Here is a 19,443-nt window from a genome sequence, read left to right on the forward strand (position 1 = left end):
CGGCGAGTGGGGGTCCCCCCTGCTCGAAGAGCTCGGGGGAGCGTGCCGGGCGTCGAAACGGGGCGAACGTTGCCTGTCGCGGCACTAGATCGCGCAGGGGTGCGGGGACTCACCCGAGGGGGTTACCCGCAACGCTGGGCGGCGACGGTGTGCGCAGGTTTTCGCACCCACACCCGGACGACCGTGAAAACCCTTGGGAGAACAGGGCTGGAAGGATTCGGCGGGTTCTCTCGCCGGAGCCTCTTTGACCGTTTTTATCCGCAGCCGATAATGCGACGCATTACCAACTCTTTACGTTGCGGCGCCGCAACCTTCGCGGGCTTCGAGCGGTAGTCACTGCGTCCGAGCCGGGGTGATCCACAGCCAGTCGATCAACTGCCGGACCCGGTCGGACACTTCACGAAGCTCACTGTTCTCTCCCGTCGAAGGAGCACCATGTCCCTCCCCCTGACCCGCCGGATCGCCCGTGCCGCGCTGATCGTCGCTGCGGGAGCGGCTGCCGGGGTCGGTGCGGCCGGCTCCGCCAGCGCGGCCCCCGAGCTGCCCGCCACCCCGAACCTCGGTGGCCTGACCGCCCTGGACGGGGCCAACGTCGGCAACACCGTCGACGGCGCGGCGCAGAACGTCACCGAGTCCGCGGGTGACACCGGCGGCAAGACCGTCGAGAAGGCGGTCCCGGCCGCGGGCAAGACCGGCGGCAAGGCGGTCAAGAAGACCACGCCCGTGGCGCAGAAGGCGGCCGGTGACGCGGCGGGCTCCGCCGGGCAGCTCGTCGGCGACACGGCCGGTTCGGCCAAGGGTGGCCTGCCGACCGACTCCCTGACCAAGGGTGGCGTGCCGTCCGCCGACTCCCTGCCGGTGAAGAGCCTGCCGGTCGGCTGACGTCCCGGCCTGTGACGGCGAAGGGGTCCGGGGAGCTTCCCCGGACCCCTTCGTCGTGCGTACGGCGGCGGTCACAGCCGCCGTACGGCCGCCGCCACCCTCTCGTCCGTCGCCGTCAGCGCCACACGGACGAACTCCGCGCCCGCCGGGCCGTAGAAGTCGCCGGGGGCCACGAGGATGCCGCGTTTGGCGAGGTGGTCGACCGTGTCCCAGCAGGATTCGCCCCTGGTGGCCCACAGGTAGAGGCTGGCCTCGCTGTGCTCGATGCGGAAGCCGTGGGTGAGGAGGGCCTCGCGCAGGAGCTCGCGGCGGGACGCGTAGCGCTCGCGCTGGACGCGGACGTGGTCGTCGTCGGCGAGGGCCGCGATCACCGCCGCCTGCGTCGGGGCCGACGTCATCATGCCGCCGTGCTTGCGGATCTCCAGGAGCGGGCCGAGGACCGCCGGGTCACCGGCCAGGAAGGCCGCACGGTAGCCCGCGAGGTTCGAGCGCTTGGAGAGGGAGTGGACGGAGACGATGCCGTCGTACGAACCGCCGTTGACGTCCGGGTGCAGGACCGAGACCGGGTCGGCCTCCCAGCCCAGCTCCAGGTAGCACTCGTCGGAGAAGAGCAGGATGCCGTGCGAGCGGGCCCAGGCGACGATCCGGGTCAGCTCCTCCCGGGAGAGGACCTTGCCCGTGGGGTTCGACGGGGAGTTCAGCCAGAGGAGCTTCAGGCCCTCGGGGTCCAGCTCCGTCGGGTCGTCGTAGGCCTCGTACCCGGCGCGGGCCAGCCGCGCGCCGACCTCGTACGTCGGGTAGGCCAGGCGCGGGTAGGCCACCCGGTCGCCGGGGCCGAGGCCCAGCTGGGTCGGGAGCCAGGCGACGAGTTCCTTGGAGCCGACGATCGGCAGCACGTGGTGGTGGGTGACCTCCCGTGCGCCGAGGCGGCGCTCCACCCAGCCGGTGATCGCGTCGCGCAGCTCGGGCGTGCCCCAGACGGTCGGATAGCCCGGCGAGTCGGCCGCGGCCACCAGCGCTTTCTGGATCAGCTCGGGTACCGGGTCGACCGGGGTACCGACGGACAGGTCGACGATGCCGTCCGGGTGGGCGGCGGCCGTGGCCTTGTACGGGGTCAGCTTGTCCCAGGGGAAGGTGGGGAGGCGGTCGGAGACTGCGGACACGGGTCTGGCTCACTTTCTGGCACGTACGAGCCGGGCTGCGGCAAACGGCAAACGCCTCGGCCCCGTACGGCGATCAGCGGGCTGATCAGGCCGTACGGGACCGAGGCGGCGCTGGTGCGGGCCGCTCTTACTGGTTCTGCGGCGGCAGCGCGGCGACGAAGGGGTGGTCACGCTCGATCAGCCCCAGCTTGCTCGCTCCGCCGGGCGAACCGAGCTCGTCGAAGAACTCGACGTTCGCCTTGTAGTAGTCCTTCCACTCCTCGGGAGTGTCGTCCTCGTAGAAGATCGCCTCGACCGGGCAGACCGGCTCACAGGCACCACAGTCGACGCATTCGTCCGGGTGGATGTACAAGGACCGCTGGCCCTCGTAGATGCAGTCGACCGGGCACTCCTCGATGCACGCCTTGTCCTTGACGTCGACACAAGGCTGCGCGATGACGTAGGTCACGCTGTCGTTCCTCCTCGATAGGGCGCTGGCGGGCCTCCTCAGGCTCCGCCGCCTGGCGCGCGGGAGCGCGGCGTCGTCGATGCCCGCCCCTAGTATCTCCGTTCTTGGGCATGATCCGAACAGGAGGGGTGAACTGACCTGTGGAAATCTCTGCCGCGGGGCGACTTGAGGTCCGTATCACCGCTGCTGACGTGGGCAAACGGGTCTCGGTGCGGAGCTTGATCGAACATGGGGCTCCGGGTGAGATGTTCACCGACACGGTCGGTGTTCTCACATCATGGGACAAGGGTGTGTTGCTGATCACACGCAAGAGTGGTGAAAGCGTCCGTATCGCGGAATCCGCGCTGGTCGCGGGCAAGACCGTGCCCGCCGCCCCGGCGCGTCGCCGCGGCCCGGCGGCCACCTACGAGGAGCTGGCCCGGGTCGCCGCGCGGGCCTGGCGGCCCGTGGAGAGCGAACGGCTCGGCGCGTGGGAGCTGCGGGCCGCCTCCGGTTTCACACGGCGGGCCAACTCGGTGCTGCCGTCGGGCACGCCGGGCGTGCCGCTCGACGAGGCCCTGGACGCCGTACGGCGGTGGTACGGCGAGCGCGGACTGCCCGCCTACGTCCAGACCGCGACCGGCGCCGAGGGCACGCAGGAGCTGCTCTGCGCCGAGCTGGAGCAGCGGGGCTGGGTGCGGGAGGTGACCGCCGAGCTGTGGACCGGGCCGCTGGCGCCGCTCGCCGACCGGGGTGATCCGGCGGGCGTCGTGCTGTCCCGGGAGGCCGGTGAGGGGTGGCTGGCCCGGTACCAGCGCAAGGGCGTGAGCGAGGTGGCGCTGCGGGTGCTGGGGAGTGGGCCGTCCGTGTGGTTCGCGAGCGTGCCCGGGCCGACGGGGCCGGCCGCCATCGGGCGGTGTGTCGTCGACGGGCGGTGGGCCGGGTTCGCCGCCGTGGAGGTCGATCCAACGCTGCGGCGGCAGGGCCTGGGCACGGCCGTGATGGCCGCGCTGGCCCGGCAGGCGCTCGACGAGGGCGCGTCGGCCTCGTGGCTCCAGGTCGAGGCCGACAACGCGGGAGCGCGGGCGCTGTACGCCGGGATGGGCTTCGCCGCGCATCACGCCTACCACCACTACCGGGCGCCGGACGACCCCGGCACCGGCCGGTGACCGATCGTCGTGAGAGGGCACGAGCCAGCCATGCGTCCCCCGAATCCCCCGTCCCCCGGACGTTCCGCCGAGCTGCGGCGGCGGTTCGCCGAAGAGGCCCGGTCCGAGCGGCCCGATCTGTCGACGCTGTGCCTGCTGGTGGGCGCGCAGGCGGACGGGGAGCTGGACGAGGCGGGCCTGGACGCCGCGCAGGTCGAGCTGGACCGGCTGGCCGGGCTGCTGCCGTACCGGCCCGCCGGGCCCCGGGCCTGGGCGGTCGCTCTGCGGGAGCTGCTCGGTGAGCGGATGGGGTTCCACGGCACTCCGGCCGATTACCAGCGTCTGGAGTCCTCGCTGCTGCACGAGGTGCTGGGGCGGCGCAGAGGGCTGCCCATCCTGCTGTCCGTGGTGTGGATGGAGGTGGCACGGCGGGCGGGAGCGCCGGTGTACGGGGTCGCCCTGCCGGGGCACTTCGTGGTCGGGTTCGGGCCGGAGGAGCGGCAGGTGCTCGCCGACCCGTTCGACGGCGGGCGGGTGCTGGGCGGGGCGGACGCGGAACTGCTGGTCGCCGGGGCGACGGGGGCGCGGCTGGATGCGGCGATGCTGCGGCCGGCGAGCCCGCTCGATGTGGTGCTGAGGATCCTGAACAACGTGCGGGCGTGGGCCGCGACCCGTCCCGAGCGGTCGGATGTGGCGTTGTGGGCGGTCGAGTTGTCGTTGCTGCTGCCGTCGCGTCCGGCCCGGTTGCGCTACGAGCGGGCGCAGTTGCTCGTTCAGCGGGGGGAGTTCCTCGCCGGGGCCTTGGAGTTGGAGGCCTATGCGGAGGTCGTGCAGGCGGTGGACGAGGGCGCAGCGGAGCGGGTGCGCAGGGAGGCTTTCGCGGCTCGGGCGATGCTGAACTGAGCCCTCCTCGCAGCAGGCCCGGTTTCTGCAGCCAGCCCTTCACCCGTGCCACCCGGACCGCCTCGGCGTTCCAGGGTGGTGGACTTGCCGGCGCCGTTGGGGCCGAGCAGTGCCGCGGTCTGACCGGGGCTGGGGTCGAGGGTCGGTCCGTCCACGGCCCGGACGGCGTCGTATGCCTTGCTCACCTGGCCGAACGCGACCACCGAGGCTGTCGTGGTCATGCGGCCATCGTGGCTTCGGGCGTGAGGTCGGGGGCAGTGCGGGGCGTCCGGAGTGCCGCATGACGGGTGTCATGCCTGTGGGGTGACGACGAGAGCCCCTGCCCTCACCGGGCAGGGGCTCAAGCGCGCGAGTGGCCGGAGGTCAGTTCGGCTTGGTGTCGATGACTCCGACGCGCTCCGCGGGCGTCTTGCCGCGCAGGGCCTCGCGCAGCGCCGTGACGACGTCCTGCGGCGTGACCTCGCGCTTGCCGCTCGCGCCCTCGATCTGCACGCCCTCGAAGGTCGTGCCGTACGCCTCCTGGAGCGCCTTGAGGTTGTACGTGTCGACCAGCTTGCCGTCCACGGCCTTGAAGCTCAGGATCTTCGGCAGGGACACACGGCCGAAGTCGATGCTGTGCGCCGCGTCGGTGCGGATGGTGACGAGGTCCGACATCGCGGGCTGCGCGAACTCCTTGAGCATCCGGTCGACCTCGGCGTTCGAGACGGTCGGCTGCCGGGTGGTGGTCGGGAGGTTCACCGTGCCGGCCGTGCCGGTCTCCACCTGGGCGCGGTACGCCTCCTCCACCGTCGTCGTCGCCTTGGCGAGGTCGACGCCCTGGCCGGTCTTGCCGTAGACGGGGACGGCCTTGCCGCCCTTGAAGACGATCGTGCCGTCGGTCGTCGCGCCGCCGCCCGCGGCGCTCTCCAGGGAGGCGTGCAGCTTCTCCTCGTCGACGGGCATGACCGGTGTGACGACCCGGTGGTTGCCGAACAGCGAGCCGATCACGGAGACCGGGTTGTAGTCGCTCTTCGCCGCCGCGTCGGCCGTGGCGTCCATGTCGAACTGCAGGCCCGCGTTGTCCGGGTCGAGGGCGACGGTCTTGCCGCCCACCGACAGCTTCAGCTCCTTGCCGACGTTCTTGTCGAAGGCCTCGTCGAGCTTCCTGACGGCGCCGTCGCGGGTGGTGCCGCCGATGTCGACGCCGAGCACGGTCGTGCCCTTGGGCACGTCGGTACGGTTCATCAGCAGGCCGGCGCCGTACACGCCACCGGCGAGGACGATCACGCCGACGGCCAGCAGCACGAGCTTGTTGCGCCCCTTCTTCTTCGGCGCCTTCGAGGAGCTCGCCGGGGGCGGGGAGACCGGCTCGGGCAGCTTCGGGGCCGTGTGCGGCACCGGGCCGTCACCGGGCGCGCCCGGGCCGAACGGCGAGGCCGCGCCGGACGGTACGACGGGGATGCCGCTGGTGACGGTGTGCCCGGAGACGTTGTCGTGCCGGGGACCGCTGTAGCCCTGGCCGTCCGGGGGTTCGGGGGCGGGCTTCTGCGGGGTGAGGATGGCGGTGTCGTCGCTCATGCCACCGCCGGGGCCGGGGCCTGCGGCACCGGAAGCGGTGGTGGCGCCCCGGGCGCCCGGGCCCGCGGGGCCACCAGGAGCTCCGGGTCCGCCCGTACCGGCGGGACCGCCCGGGCCACCGGGGCCGCCGCCTATGGCTCCGGGGCCGGCGGGCACGCCGGGGCCTCCCGGCCGGCCGGGGTCGTTGAAGGCGCCGGGGGCACCAGGACCGCCGGGGTCGTTGAAGGCCTCGGGGCCACCAGGCCTGCCCGGCTCGCCGAAGCCGCCGGGACCGCCAGGGGCACCCGGGCCGCCCGGCTCGTTGAAGGCCTCGGGAGCGCCCGGCCTGCCCGGCTCGCCGAAGCCGCCGGGACCGCCAGGAGCACCGGGGGCGTTGAAGGCAGCAGGTCCACCCGGGTTACCGGGGCCGCCGGGGCCGCCGGGTGCGTGGAACGCCCCGGGTCCCCCCGGGCCTCCGGGCGCGTTGAAGGCATCCTGCCGCCCGGGACCGCCCGGCCCGCCCTGCTCGTTGAAGCCGCCCGGCCCGCCGGCCGGCGGCACCATCGGGCCGTCACCCGTGACCGGTCCGCCCGTCGGGCCGGCCGGGACCTGGGAGCCGGGACCGCCGGGCGCGCCGGTGCCGCCGAAGCCGCCCGCCGTGCTCGGCCCGCCGGGCTGACCGCCGTAGCCGCCCTGGCCGTTCTGGCCGTTCTGGCCGTTCTGGCCGTTCTCGGAGAAGTACGGCAGGTCGTCGCGGCGCGGTTCGCCGCCGCCCGGGGCGGGACGCGAGCCGTTGCCCAGCGGGCCCGCCGCCAGGGCCTCGGTGACGTCGAAGGAACCGGTGCCGCCGCCGTGCCCGGGCGCGACGGGGCCGCCGGTCGCGCCGCCGGGGAGCCCGGCACCGTTCGTACCGCCGGACCGGGAGCCGCCCGGCGCGCCCATGGAGCCGACCACGCCTCCGGGCCGCCCGGCACCCGGCCGCGCCCCACCGGACGCACCGGCACCGGAACCCGGCGCCCCCGCGCCGGGACTGCCCGCGCCGGAGCCGCCCGCCGCGGGACGCGAACCGCCCGGCAGCCCGGCCCCGTTGGTGGACCCGCTGCCCGGACCGCCCTTGCCTGTGCCGGACTTGCGGGGCGCGAACCAGTCGCTGGCCGGCTTGTCGTCGCCCGGCTGTGCGGGCTCGGCGGGAGGCTCGACGGTGCCCGTGCCCGTGCCCGTGGACGGGGCGGCGCCGGGCGCCGTCGGCGCCTCACCGCGCGTGTCGGTGCCGGCCGAGCTCTCCGCCTCCGCGACGGGCTTGCGCACCACCACGGGCGGAATGGGCCGCGACCCGGGGATGTTGATCCGGATCCGGGTCGTCAGCGTGGTCTCGGTCTTGCGTTCCTCCGGCCGCGTGGCGGAACGGCCCGCGTCCGTACCGGCGTCGGAGACCGTCGGGGTCCCGTACGGCGGCGTACCCGACGGGTAGGCGGCTCCGCCGCGCCCGTTGGGCCCGGAGGACGGAGTGTCAGTTTCACGACTCAAGGCAGGTTCTCCCGGTTGGCTCCGCCGCCCGACACAACCTCACGCGGGCAGCTCGGCGGCGCGCACCACCATACTGGCCACTTCTCACCCGTATCCCAGGACCGCTGGGGAAACTCACACCGGACCCCCACGGGCGCGTCCCGGCGAAGTGGTACGTCACTTGGCAAGTCGGACGGCGTCGCCGTCCGGTTGCCGCCCCGGGGCGAAGGTGGCGCAGATCACAGCCACGGCGATGCCTCCGAGCAGGAAGAGATAGGAGCCGCTCCCCGCGGCGAAGAGGAAGTCCCCCTCGGGTCGGCTGGCGGTGAGCAGGACGACGGCGAGCATCCAGCCCGCGGCGGCCGCGACGCCCCCGGCACGGCCGCGGATGACGCGTGTGGCGCCGAGGACGGCTCCGGCCTCACCGGCCAGGGCGAGCAGCAGCCCGCCCGGGGACCAGCCGGGCTGCACGAGGGCCCCGGCCACACCGACCACGGCCCCGAGCACGAAGAACCCCAGGTACGCACCGACCCGTCCGGCGGAGGGCGGCCGCACCGGCTGGGCGAGCATCGGCGTACGGTCGTTCATGAGGCCTCCTCGACACCGGCGAACAGGTCCGTCTCCCGCTCGCCGGGGCCCCGCTCGCCGCGCACCAGCTCGTAGTACTCGGTCGTGAGGATCGGCTGGGCGAGTTCGTTGGACAGCACGAAGTACGGCTCGGCCACGGTGATCTGGGTGGCGTGGGCGCGCATCGCGGCGGCCTTGGCGGCGGCGTGGGCGGTGCCGTCGATCACGGTGGTGATCCGCTCCTCGGGCACGACACCCGGGACGTCGTCGACCTCGGCGGCCTCGGTGAAGGGGGTGCCGGGCAGGTCCTCCCGGAGCCGCGCGAAGGACTCCTCCGCAACCGGGCGGGGGACCCGGTTCCAGTAGATCTTGGGGATCGGCAGACCGGCGTCGGCGGACAGCTCCGCGGCACGCATCGCGACGCGGTGGGCCTGGATGTGGTCGGGGTGTCCGTAGCCCCCGTTCTCGTCATAGGTCACCAGGACCTGGGGGCGTACCTCGCGGATCACCTCGACGAGGTGCGCGGCGGCCTCGTCGACGTCGGCCTGCCAGAAGCAGCCGGGGTCGTCGTTGTCGGCCAGGCCCATCATCCCGGAGTCGCTGTAGCGCCCGGCTCCGCCGAGCAGGCGGACGTCCTGGACGCCGAGCTCGGCCATCGCGGCGGCGAGCTCGCTGCGGCGGTGCCGGCCCAGGGCGGCACCGCTCAGGTGCGCGAGCCCGGGCGGGATGACCTCGCCGCGTTCACCGAGGGTGCAGGTGACCAGGGTGACGTGGGCACCCTCGGCCGCGTACCTGGCCATGGTCGCGCCGTTGTTGATCGACTCGTCGTCCGGGTGCGCGTGCACCAGCAGCAGACGCCGGGAGGGCAGTTCCGTCATGGGACCACCCTATGAGGCACCGGACCGCTGTTCGGCCCGTGCCCAGGTGCTCGACGCCGGAGGTGACCGGGGCAGCCCCCTCTGATTCCGGATCACGCCCTTCACGGCTCCGCCTCTTCCGCGCCGTCGTCCCGCTAGCGCGGCAGGCCGCTCGTGGAGATGGTCCACTCACCGATCGCGATGGTCATGGCGCTCGCTCCTCGTCGTCTGTGCCCGGGGGCAAGGATCGTCACGTTCATGCTGCCTCCTCGAGGTCGGAGCGGCAGTCGCGGCAGCGGCCGGGACGGACAGCGCGGAACCCGCGGTCGCGGCCGTCGCAGTTCTGCATCGGGTGTCGTACCGGTGACGGCGGGTCGACGGCCGGTGCCCGGAACGGGGCCGGGGGCGGAACCTGGGCGGCGAGACGGTGGGCCAGGAAGGCGGCGGGCCGTCGTACGCCCTCGGGCGGCAGGTCGGCGGTCAGGGCGCGGCGTACGGCGGCGGGGCTGACGTCCCGTTCCAGCCAGGCGGCGACACCGGGGGTCAGGTGGGCCGACTGCGGGGTCAACTCGAGCATCTGCTTGAAGCAGCCCAGTTGCACAACGTCGAGCTTCGGGTGATGCCGATCGAACGGGAAGCGCATGCCGGCCTGGACGGCAGCAACGAGGTGCTCAAGTTCGAGGACGGGTCAGCGATCGGGCGTTCACCAGCAGTGGCCAACGGGCGACCGGTGTCCGACCTGCGGCAGCTCCGTATCCTGGAACTCCGCTATGGCATTATCCGGCTCAGGCGCTCACACCACCTGAGTCGACTGCCTTCATCACGGCGGGGGGAGACATGATCCGCAAGACCTCGTCCGGAGACGCCTCCGGCCTGGCGTGGTTCAAGAGCGGCTACAGCAGCGGCAGTGAAGGCGACTCCTGCGTCGAGGTCGCCACAGAACCCGGCACCGTCCACGTCCGTGACTCCAAGAACGCCGACGGTCCCCGGCTGGCCTTCGCACCCGCCGCGTGGGCCGGCTTCGTGCCGTACGCGGTCGGGAGCTGATCCGGCGACGCCTCCTCTCAGGCCCGGATCGTCCCTCACTCCGGGCCTGGACGCGCGACGCTCAGAACTTGATGCTGCCGATCATGCCCGCGATGTTCGTCGTCAGCTCGCTGATCGTGGGAGCGACGGTCGAGGAGGCGAGGTAGAAGCCGAGCAGCATGCAGACGATCGCATGCCCCGCCTTCAGTCCCGACTTCTTGATCAACAAGAAGACGATGATCGCCAGCAGCACCACCGCCGAAATCGAGAGTGCCACGGCGGTTCACCTCCAAAGATCCACGAGGGCGCGGGGGGTCGGACTATGGGGGCAGTAAATCCGTACAGCAGCCAGCAGGTTCATACCCACTATGCGACATTGATCATAACTATCCCTCCGTGCGCATCGATCGGCGCACGGCCGCACAAGGGGGCGCATGGCCAATATGGTCAGGGCATGACGACCGAGCCTCACTCCTTCCCCCGACGGCACGCCCGTACCCAGCGCTTCACGCTCGGCGCGCCGCGCTCGTTCACCGTGGCGCCCGACGGTTCGCGTGTTCTGTTCCTGCGCTCCGGTTCCGGTACGGACCGGGCGAATTCGCTTTGGGTCCTCGATACGGAGGAGGGCGGGGAGCGCGTCGCCGCCGACCCGCGCGCCCTGCTGGGCGGCGCCTCGGAGGACCTCTCGCCCGAGGAACGGGCCCGGCGCGAACGCAGCCGCGAGGGCGGGGCCGGCATCGTCGCGTACGCCACCGACGCGGCCGTCGAATTGGCTTCTTTCGCCTTGTCAGGGCGGCTTTTCGCGGCCGAACTGCGGGCCGGGACGGCGCGTGAACTGCCCGCGCCGGGGCCGGTGATCGACCCGCGTCCGTCGCCCGACGGACGGCACGTCGCGTACGTCGCGCAAGGTGCTCTGCGCGTCGTGGGCGCCGAGGGGGAGGGCGACCGGGTGCTCGCCGGGCCGGAGTCGGAGAATGTCTCATACGGACTGGCCGAGTTCATCGCGGCCGAGGAGATGGGGCGTTCGCGGGGCTTCTGGTGGGCTCCGGAGTCGGACCGGCTACTCATGGCGCGTGTGGACGACACGCCGGTGCGGCGATGGTGGATCGCCGACCCCGCACATCCGGAACGGGAGCCGCAGCGGGTGCCGTACCCGGCTGCGGGCACCGGCAACGCGGAGGTGCGGCTGTTCGTGATCGACCTGGACGGGCTGCGCACGGAGGTCGCCTGGGACCGGGCGCGCTACCCGTATCTGGCGCATGTCCACTGGTCAGCGGCGGGCGCGCCACTGCTGCTCGTACAGGCGCGCGACCAGCGCAGTCAGCTGATCCTGGCCGTGGATCCGGACTCGGGCGCGACGCGGATGGTGCACGCCGACGAAGATCGAACATGGCTGGAACTTTTCCCCGGGGTGCCGTGCTGGAGCCCGTCCGGGCAGCTGGTGCGGATCGCCGACGAGGGCGGTGCGCGCGTGCTGGCGGTCGGGGAACGGCCGCTCACGGGAGCGCAGCTGCATGTCCGGGCCGTGCTGGACGTCTCCGAACACGACGTGCTGATCTCGGCGTCGGCGGGCGCGGAGACCGCCGGCGAGGCGGAGACGGGCCAGGTGCATGTGTACCGGGTGAACGAGCTGGGCGTGGAGCGGGTGTCCCAGGAGCCGGGCGTGCACGCGGCGGTGCGGGCCGGGGAGGTGACGGTCCTGGTCTCGGCGACACTGAATCGGCCAGGTTCTCTGGTGCGGGTTCTGCGCGACGGAAAACCGACCAGGACTGTCCCTTCCTATGCCGAAGCTCCCGGTATGTCCCCCCGCGTGACGCTCACCGAGGGGGGCGCACGCCGTGTCCCGTGCGCCGTGCTTATGCCTCGGGACTACGACGGCGACACCCCACTGCCGGTGCTCATGGACCCGTACGGAGGGCCGCACGGCCAGCGGGTGGTCGCCGCGCACAACGCGCACCTCACGTCGCAGTGGTTCGCGGACCAGGGCTTCGCGGTCGTGGTCGCGGACGGCCGCGGCACCCCGGGCCGCTCCCCCGCCTGGGAGAAGGCGATCCACCACGACTTCACGCTGTCGCTGGACGACCAGGTGGAGGCGCTGGAGGACCTCGCGAAGCGCTACCCCCTGGACCTGTCCCGGGTGGCGATCCGCGGCTGGTCCTACGGCGGCTGGCTGGCGGGCCTGGCGGTGCTGCGCCGCCCGGACGTCTTCCACGCGGGCATCGCGGGCGCGCCGGTGACGGACTGGGCCCTGTACGACACCCACTACACGGAGCGCTACCTGGGCACGCCGGCGGAGCACCCGGAGTCGTACGCGAAGAGCTCCCTCGTCACCGCCGGGGACCTCTCCTCCCCCAACGAGCCGCACCGCCCCCTGATGATCGTGCACGGCCTGGCCGACGACAACGTCGTGGTCGCGCACGCCCTGCGCCTCTCCTCGGCCCTCCTGGCCGCCGGCCGGCCCCACGAGGTACTGCCCCTGTCGGGCGTCACCCACATGACCCCTCAGGAGCAGGTCGCGGAGAACCTGCTGCTTCTCCAGGTGGACTTCCTGAAGCGCTCCCTGGGCCTCACCGGCACCTGAGGACACGGCAACGGGCCGGGGCGACATGGGCGCCCCGGCCCGCTTACGGCACCCGCACGGCCGTACGCCGACCAGCCTGACGCGTCCGTATATCGGAACCGGGTCGGCGAAGTTGCCTGCGTGTTAACACAGTTGGCGGGGGTTTGTGGGGTTGTACGCCGCGGACGTCACGAGTTCCACTTCGAAGCCGTCGGTGTTCGAGAGAAAGGCCGCCCAGTGCCCGGGGGCCGGCCCCACTCGTGGACGGCCCGGGACAGGTCGAGAGCTCCGAGTTCGATGCGTTGCAGCATTGCAGGAGCCTCGAACGCCGGATCCCGGCACCCCTGAGGGAGGCCGGGATCCGGGGACGGTGAGGTCAGGCCGCGTGGACCACGTCCTTCTCCTCCGCGAAGTGGCAGGCCGAGTCGTGGGCCGCCGGAGTGTCCTCGCCCTGGAAGCGCTCGGGGACCGCCAGGAGCGGGACCTCCTCGGCGCACTTGTCCTGGGCCTTCCAGCAGCGGGTGCGGAAGCGGCAGCCCGAGGGCGGGTTGGCCGGGGACGGGACGTCACCGGTGAGGATGATCCGCTCGCGGCCCTCACGGGACTCCGGGTCGGGGACCGGGACGGCCGACAGCAGCGCCTGGGTGTAGGGGTGCGTCGGGTGGTCGTAGATCTCCGTGTCCGTACCGATCTCGGCCATCTTGCCGAGGTACATCACACCCACCCGGTCCGAGATGTGCCGGACGATCGACAGGTCGTGCGCGATGAAGAGGTAGGAGAGGTTGAACTCGTCCTGGAGCTTCTCCATCAGGTTGATGACCTGCGCCTGGACGGACACGTCCAGCGCGGAGACCGGCTCGTCGCAGATGATGATCTCGGGGTTGAGCGCGAGGCCGCGGGCGATGCCGATGCGCTGACGCTGACCGCCCGAGAACTGGTGCGGGTAGCGGTGGATGTACTCCGGGTTGAGACCGACCACGTCCAGCAGGTCCTGCACCTTGCGGCGGCGGTCGCCCTTCGGCGCCACCTCGGGGTGGATCTCGAAGGTCTCCCCGATGATGTCGCCCACCGTCATACGGGGGTTGAGCGACGTGTACGGGTCCTGGAAGACCATCTGGATGTTGCGGCGTACGGCCTTCAGCGCGCGGCCGGACAGCCTGGTGATGTCCTGGCCCTTGTAGAAGATCTCGCCCGCGGTCGCCTTCTCCAGCATCATCAGCAGCTTGGCCACCGTGGACTTGCCACAGCCGGACTCGCCCACGATGCCGAGCGTCTCGCCCTGGTAGAGGTCGAAGGAGATCCCGTCCACGGCCTTGACCGCGCCGATCTGACGCTTGAGCAGGATGCCCTGGGTGAGCGGGAAGTGCTTCACCAGGTTGCGCACCTGAAGGATCGGCTCACCGCGCTCGGCCGGGGCCTCGATCGCGGCGACGGCCTCCTCGGCGCTCGCGGCCTCCACCGTGTCGACCTCGGCCACGTCGGGAGTGGCGTCCATGGACTCGTCCGTCTTCTCCAGGTCAGCCATGGATCGTCTCCTTCCAGAAGTGGCACGCGCTGCCGCGGCCGACGAGCTCGCCGCCGTCCCGCTCGGTGACCGGCTGCAGGGCCGGGACGTCCGTACGGCAGATGTCCTGGGCCTGCGGGCACCGCGGGTTGAAGGCGCAACCGGACGGGATGCGGGTCAGGTTGGGCGGCAGACCCTTGATCGCGTACAGGTCCTGGCCCTTCTGGTCCAAGCGCGGGATCGACTCGAGCAGTCCCTTGGTGTAGGGGTGCGCGGGCCGCTTGTACAGCTCGTGCACCGGCGCGGTCTCCACGATCCGGCCCGCGTACATCACCGCGATCTTGTCCGCGACGTCGGCGACGACGCCGAGGTCGTGGGTGATCAGGATCAGGCCCATGTTGTACTCGCGCTGGAGCTCCGCGAGCAGGTCCATGACCTGGGCCTGGACCGTCACGTCGAGGGCCGTGGTCGGCTCGTCGGCGATGATCAGGTCCGGCTCCAGGGCGAGCGCCATCGCGATCATGATGCGCTGGCGCATACCGCCGGAGAACTGGTGCGGATAGTCGCCGACGCGCTCCTTGGCGGCCGGGATCTTCACGCGGTCCATCAGCTCGATGGCCTTGGCCTTGGCGTCCTTCTTGCTCAGGCCCTGGTGGACGCGGAACATCTCGCCGAGTTGGTAGCCGACGGACAGCACCGGGTTCAGCGCGGAGAGCGCGTCCTGGAAGATCATGGCGATCTTGCTGCCGCGGATCTTGCGCCGGGCGTCGCCGGACATGGTGAGCATGTCCTCGCCCCGGTACAGGATCTGGCCCTGGGGGATCCGCCCGGGCGGCATGTCGAGGATGCCCATGATCGCCTGCGCGGTCACGGACTTGCCGGAGCCGGACTCGCCGAGCACGGCGAGGGTCTCGCCGGAGTTCACGGTGTAGTCGACGCCGTTGACGGCCTTGGCCACGCCGTCACGGGTGTGGAACTCGACGTGCAGGTCACGCACTTCGAGCAGGGGGACGTCACCCTCGGCCGCACCGCGCGGCTCGGGGACGTTCCTGGTCTTGTCAATGGTGGTCACGTACGCCCTCCTCAGCGCAGCTTCGGGTCGAGGGCGTCGCGTACCGCGTCGCCGAGCATGATGAACGCGAAGACCGTCACGAAGAGCATGCCCGCCGGGAACAGCAGCGCGTGCGGGTTGTCCCGGATCACCTTGCTGCCCTCGGAGATGTCGATGCCCCACGAGATCGTCGGGTCGCTGAGGCCGAGGCCGAGGAACGACAGTGTCGCCTCAGCCGAGATGTAACCGCCGAGGGCGATCGTGGCCACGACGATGGTCGGCGCGAGGGCGTTCGGCATCACATGGCGGAACAGGATCCGCGTGGTGCCGGCGCCGAGCGCCCGGGCCGCCGTCACGTAGTCGGCCTGCTTGGCCGTGATCACGGAGCTGCGTGTGACACGCGCGATCGAGGTCCAGCCCAGAGAGGCCAGGGCCAGGATGACCACGTACTCCTTGCGCTCGGTGAAGGCGTTCAGGACGACCATCGCGCCGAGCAGGAAGGGCAGGCCGAAGAAGATGTCGATGATCCGGGAGATCACCGAGTCGATCCAGCCGCCGAAGTAGCCCGCCAGCATGCCGAGCAGGCCGCCGACCAGCGTGACCGCGAGGGTCACACCGACTGCGACCATGATGGAGGCGCGGGTGCCGTGGATGACGCGCGAGTAGATGGACCGGCCCTGCTGGTCGTAGCCGAACCAGTCGGGCTGGAAGAAGTGAGTCAGCTCCGGCTTGCTCAGGTAGTGGTGAACGAGATCACCGTCGCGCGGGTTGACGCTGGCGAACCAGCCGGGGAACGCGGCGATCACCAGAAGCAGGACCAGGAGCACCGAGGACACCCAGAACATGGGGCGGTGCCGCAGGTCGTACCAGGCGTCTCCCCACAGGGAACGGGGCTTCTCCTTCTTCTCGGCGCTCTCCAGGGCGGGTCCGCCCACGGCCGGCGGGGCCACGGCGTCCACGGTCGCGGAGTCGGTGGTCTGGGCCTTGGTCACGTCAGGCATACCGGATCCTCGGGTCCAGGACCGCGTACAGCAGGTCGATGAGCAGGTTGATCAGGAGGATGACGAGGACGAGCACCGTCACCACACCCGTGACCGTCGAGCCCTCGCTCGTCTGGATCGCCCGGTAGAGAAGGTTGCCGACACCCTGGATGTTGAAGATGCCCTCGGTGATGACCGCACCGCCGATGAAGCCGCCGACGTCGGTGCCGACGAAGGTGACCACGGGGATCAGCGAGTTGCGCAGCAGATGGACACCGATGATGCGGCGCCGGGGCAGGCCCTTGGCGAGCGCGGTGCGCATGTAGTCGGCCCGCAGGTTCTCGGCGAAGGTCGTCCGCGTCAGCCGGGCCACGTACGCCATGGACAACATGGCGAGGACGAGGGCCGGCAGGAACAACTGTGAGTAGTCCGTGGAGTCCTGGACGTTGGGCGGCAGCCAGCCGAGTTCGTCGGCGAAGATGAACCGGGCGATGAAGCCCAGGACGAAGACCGGGATGGAGATCACGGTCAGGGTGAAGATCAGCACGCCGGTGTCGGCGGGCTTTCCGGCCTTCAGACCGGCCCAGGCGCCGAGACCCACACCGATGATGATCTCGATGGTGAGAGCCAGCAGCGTCAGCCGCAGCGTCACCGGGAAGGCGTTGGCCATCAGCTCGATGACCGGGCGCCCGGAGAGGGTCTTGCCGAAGTCTCCCTGGAGGAGACTCCACATGTAGTGGACATACTGTTCGAGGACGGGCTTGTCGAAGCCGTACTCGCGCTTGATCTGCGCGATCTGTGCGGGATCGGGAGCCTTGTCCCCGTAGATGGCCCGGACCGGGTCGCCCGGCAGGATGTGGACCATCAGAAAGATCAACAGAGTTGTCCCGATGAAGATCGGGATCATCTGGAGCAGTCGCCTGGCGGCGTAGCGCCCCATCTTGCGCCTCCATGCCGTGAGGGGTCGGCGAGGCCTGCGCACTCATCTACCGCAGGTGAGGGGGGTGAGGTGGAGGCCTGTGCCTACGGACCGGCGCCGCCACTCCCCCTGAAAGGGAGGGGCGGCACCGGTCTGCGGTCGTCTTCTTACTTCTGCTTGACCTGGATGGTGTCGAAGATCGGGTCACCGTCCTGGCCGTACTCGATCTTGCCCAGGATGTTCGTGGACTGACCGCTGTTGACCTCGTAGAACCAGAGCGGAATCGCCGGCATGTCCTTGGCGAGGAGCTGCTCCGCGTCCTGGTACAGCTTCACGGTCTCGTCGAGCGAGCTGGCCTTGTCCGCCTCGGAGCTCAGCTTGTCGAACTCCTTGTTGGAGTAGCCGCTGGTGTTGCCGGCCGCCGTGCTGCCGTACAGGTCGCGCATGAAGTTCGAGTTGACCGGGTAGTCCAGCACCCAGCCACCGCGGTACATGGACTTGACCTGCTCCTTGTCACGGGCGTCGAGGTCGGCCTGGAAGGTCGGCTTCGGGTCGCCCGTGCACTCCACGCCGGTGGACTTGCGGATCGAGTTGCAGACCGCGTCGACCCAGGGCTTGTGGTCCTGGTCGGCGTTGTACTGGATCTGGATCTTGTTGCCCGGGACGCCGCCACCCTCCTGGACGAGCTTCTTGGCCTGGGCCGGGTCGAACTTGACGATGTCGCCGAGCGCACCCTTCTTGTAGCCGAGGACACCCGGGGCGACGTAGGAGTCGGCCGGGGTACGCGTGCCCTGGAGGACGGTCTTGGTGATCGTCTGGCGGTCGATCGCCATGGACAGACCCTGGATGACCTTGGGGTCGATGTCCTTGAACTGCTTGGTGTAGAACGCCGGGACGATCGACTGAACGGCCGAGTACGGCTGGTCGATTGCGCGGTCGCCCAGGTCCGTCTTGTAGTTGGCCAGCGCGGTGGTCGGGACCTGCTCGATCCAGTCCACGTTGTCGGAGCGCAGGTCCGAGTACGCGGCGTCGGCGGTCGTGTAGTTCTTGAAGTCGATGCCGCCGTTCTTGGCCTTGTTCGGGCCCTGGTAGTCCGCGAACTTGCGGACCTTGATGAGCTTGTTGTGCTCCCAGGAGACGAACTTGTACGGACCGTTGCCGACCGGCTTCTCGCCGTACGCCTTCGGGTCCTTGAAGAAGGCCTCGGGCAGCGGCGCCCACACGTCGTAGCCCAGCTTGTACGCGAAGTACGAGACCGGCTGCGTCAGCTTGATCGTGAAGGTGTTGTCGTCGACGACCTTCAGGCCCGACATCGTGTCGCTCTTCGGGTCACCCTTCTCCGGGTGCACGTCCTCGAAGCCGACGATGTCCGCGAACCAGCTGGAGTTGGTCTGGTTGTTCTTGATGTTGGCCGACCAGTTCCACGAGTCCACGTAGGACTTCGCGGTGACCGGGGTGCCGTCGTGGAACTTCCAGCCCGGCTTGAGCTTGACGGTCCACTCGGACGAGTCGTCGTTCGGCGTGACCGACTCGGCGTTGACGTACTCGAGCTTGCCGGTGCCGGGCTCGTAGTCGACCAGGCCGGCGAAGATCGTGCGCAGCACGCGGCTGCCCTGGCTCTCCTTGGCGTTGGCCGGCTGCAGCGGGTTCTGAGGTTCGCTCAGCTGCGCAGTGACGATGCCGTTCGGGTCGGCCTTCCCCTTGTTCATGTCGTCGCCGGCACTGTCGTCGCCGCCGCCGCAGGCGGTGGCGGCCAGGGCGACGACTATCGCCCCCGCGACCCACTTGGCGCTCTTGGCACCGCGCATGGGTTCCTCCTATGAAGTCATTGGTTCACCGCAAAGGGAGCACAGACGGACCACCGCCACCGCCCGTCGCCGGTGCCGGAAATCGTCAAGTGCCCCCGCGCTCGTGAGTCGGCGCCGCCTCCAGCGAGTGACCCGTTCATCCGAGCTCTACGCGCCTAACTATCTGCCAAACGCCAGGACCGAACCACACTCTCGAGGTCTCGGTTCGATCACAGCTCGCGCATACATCTTCCAAAATCCGGACAAAGGGTTTGGTGAAAGATCCCTGCGAAACGGACTTGTTACACATCTATCGGTGTCGGCTGTCCGCATTCCGGACGCGAGAGTGAGATAAACCGCTTGCGACCTACCGTGGGTCCCGTGCAGGGTTCCACCGGAGTCTGTCGCGCGATCAACAAGCTTGTGCGGAAAGGCCGTTGTGCGATCCCCGGGGCAGGGGGAGGCACGGCACTTCCGCAGCAGGGTAGTGGCAGAAATCCGCCCCCGACGGCTGCCACCGATAAATCGAGGGTTTTCCCTAACCCTTTCCTCAATCCCTTCCGCTGCGTTCCCTCCCCTTTGATCACGCACAACGAACGGCACCGGGCACCCCGCCCATGCGGGGTG

Annotated in this window: 16 protein-coding genes and 3 pseudogenes; 6 read left to right on the plus strand and 13 right to left on the minus strand. The window is 70.6% G+C overall.

The genetic code is table 11. The annotated features are described in order from the left end of the window. Positions 1–435: 435 nt before the first annotated feature. Complete coding sequence (locus tag ACFU3E_RS36940; RefSeq protein WP_384168738.1) at positions 436–882, plus strand: ATP-binding protein; 447 nt, start codon at positions 436–438, stop codon at positions 880–882. A gap of 71 nt (positions 883–953) precedes the next feature. On the opposite strand, the gene ACFU3E_RS36945 is transcribed toward ACFU3E_RS36940, so the two are convergent. After that, positions 954–2,045: a bifunctional succinyldiaminopimelate transaminase/glutamate-prephenate aminotransferase gene (locus tag ACFU3E_RS36945; RefSeq protein ID WP_384168740.1), complete on the minus strand. Its 1,092-nt coding sequence runs from the start codon at positions 2,043–2,045 to the stop codon at positions 954–956. Between the two features lie 127 nt (positions 2,046–2,172). Then, positions 2,173–2,493 carry a ferredoxin gene (gene fdxA / locus ACFU3E_RS36950; RefSeq protein WP_003973842.1) on the minus strand — a complete coding sequence of 107 codons (321 nt, stop codon included), beginning with the start codon at positions 2,491–2,493 and terminating at the stop codon, positions 2,173–2,175. 140 nt (positions 2,494–2,633) lie between these two features. Here fdxA and ACFU3E_RS36955 point away from each other — a divergent pair, with 140 nt between their 5' ends. Together ACFU3E_RS36955 and ACFU3E_RS36960 are read left to right on the plus strand one after the other, a co-directional pair. Further along, positions 2,634–3,641, plus strand: a complete 1,008-nt coding sequence (locus ACFU3E_RS36955) for a GNAT family N-acetyltransferase (protein WP_384168743.1) — start codon at positions 2,634–2,636, stop codon at positions 3,639–3,641. A 30-nt stretch (positions 3,642–3,671) separates the two neighbouring features. Beyond that, positions 3,672–4,523, plus strand: a complete 852-nt coding sequence (locus ACFU3E_RS36960; RefSeq protein WP_384168746.1) for a tetratricopeptide repeat protein — start codon at positions 3,672–3,674, stop codon at positions 4,521–4,523. A 68-nt stretch (positions 4,524–4,591) separates the two neighbouring features. Here ACFU3E_RS36960 and ACFU3E_RS36965 read toward each other — a convergent pair. From ACFU3E_RS36965 to ACFU3E_RS36985, 5 genes and pseudogenes are all read right to left on the minus strand, one after another. Continuing rightward, positions 4,592–4,744: pseudogene (locus ACFU3E_RS36965) on the minus strand (ATP-binding cassette domain-containing protein); the annotation flags it as partial. A gap of 142 nt (positions 4,745–4,886) precedes the next feature. Continuing rightward, the gene (locus ACFU3E_RS36970; protein ID WP_384168748.1) at positions 4,887–7,586 is read right to left on the minus strand and encodes a hypothetical protein; all 2,700 of its coding nucleotides are present in this window, start codon (positions 7,584–7,586) and stop codon (positions 4,887–4,889) included. A gap of 156 nt (positions 7,587–7,742) precedes the next feature. Beyond that, positions 7,743–8,153 carry a DUF6113 family protein gene (locus tag ACFU3E_RS36975; RefSeq protein ID WP_384168751.1) on the minus strand — a complete coding sequence of 137 codons (411 nt, stop codon included), beginning with the start codon at positions 8,151–8,153 and terminating at the stop codon, positions 7,743–7,745. Continuing rightward, positions 8,150–9,010 (minus strand): N-acetyl-1-D-myo-inositol-2-amino-2-deoxy-alpha-D-glucopyranoside deacetylase, encoded by an 861-nt coding sequence (mshB, locus tag ACFU3E_RS36980; protein ID WP_384168754.1) that lies wholly within the window; start codon positions 9,008–9,010, stop codon positions 8,150–8,152. Before mshB ends, ACFU3E_RS36975 begins: the two co-directional genes overlap by 4 nt. A gap of 235 nt (positions 9,011–9,245) precedes the next feature. Continuing rightward, a pseudogene (locus tag ACFU3E_RS36985) lies at positions 9,246–9,545 on the minus strand (helix-turn-helix domain-containing protein); the annotation flags it as partial. Between ACFU3E_RS36985 and ACFU3E_RS36990 the strand changes: the two are divergent. Then, positions 9,546–9,811, plus strand: a pseudogene (locus ACFU3E_RS36990) (Scr1 family TA system antitoxin-like transcriptional regulator); the annotation flags it as partial. 15 nt (positions 9,812–9,826) lie between these two features. Further along, positions 9,827–10,036, plus strand: coding sequence for a DUF397 domain-containing protein (locus ACFU3E_RS36995; protein WP_384168776.1), 210 nt, complete (start codon positions 9,827–9,829; stop codon positions 10,034–10,036). Between the two features lie 61 nt (positions 10,037–10,097). Here the strand turns inward: ACFU3E_RS36995 and ACFU3E_RS37000 are convergent, their stop codons facing one another. Beyond that, entirely contained in the window at positions 10,098–10,292 is a 195-nt protein-coding gene (locus tag ACFU3E_RS37000; RefSeq protein ID WP_003992731.1) for a hypothetical protein, read from the minus strand. Positions 10,293–10,469: 177 nt separating this feature from the next. Here ACFU3E_RS37000 and ACFU3E_RS37005 point away from each other — a divergent pair, with 177 nt between their 5' ends. Next, a complete protein-coding gene (locus tag ACFU3E_RS37005; RefSeq protein ID WP_384168758.1) occupies positions 10,470–12,596 on the plus strand; it encodes a prolyl oligopeptidase family serine peptidase in 2,127 nt (708 codons plus the stop codon). A 355-nt stretch (positions 12,597–12,951) separates the two neighbouring features. Here the strand turns inward: ACFU3E_RS37005 and ACFU3E_RS37010 are convergent, their stop codons facing one another. The 5 genes from ACFU3E_RS37010 to ACFU3E_RS37030 all read right to left on the minus strand — a co-directional run bounded on the left by ACFU3E_RS37010 (position 12,952) and on the right by ACFU3E_RS37030 (position 18,837). Beyond that, positions 12,952–14,100, minus strand: coding sequence for an ABC transporter ATP-binding protein (locus tag ACFU3E_RS37010; RefSeq protein WP_384168761.1), 1,149 nt, complete (start codon positions 14,098–14,100; stop codon positions 12,952–12,954). Then, entirely contained in the window at positions 14,093–15,151 is a 1,059-nt protein-coding gene (locus tag ACFU3E_RS37015) for an ABC transporter ATP-binding protein (protein WP_384168764.1), read from the minus strand. The genes ACFU3E_RS37010 and ACFU3E_RS37015 overlap by 8 nt, the downstream gene beginning before the upstream one ends. 11 nt (positions 15,152–15,162) lie before the next feature. Then, the gene (locus ACFU3E_RS37020; protein ID WP_384168767.1) at positions 15,163–16,131 is read right to left on the minus strand and encodes an ABC transporter permease; all 969 of its coding nucleotides are present in this window, start codon (positions 16,129–16,131) and stop codon (positions 15,163–15,165) included. Next, on the minus strand, positions 16,124–17,050 hold the full coding sequence (locus ACFU3E_RS37025) for an ABC transporter permease (RefSeq protein WP_384168770.1): 927 nt from the start codon (positions 17,048–17,050) through the stop codon (positions 16,124–16,126). Before ACFU3E_RS37025 ends, ACFU3E_RS37020 begins: the two co-directional genes overlap by 8 nt. 146 nt (positions 17,051–17,196) lie before the next feature. Further along, positions 17,197–18,837: an ABC transporter substrate-binding protein gene (locus ACFU3E_RS37030; RefSeq protein ID WP_384168773.1), complete on the minus strand. Its 1,641-nt coding sequence runs from the start codon at positions 18,835–18,837 to the stop codon at positions 17,197–17,199. Positions 18,838–19,443: the final 606 nt, after the last annotated feature.

This window comes from Streptomyces sp. NPDC057424 (assembly GCF_042803315.1).
Taxonomy (GTDB): domain Bacteria; phylum Actinomycetota; class Actinomycetes; order Streptomycetales; family Streptomycetaceae; genus Streptomyces.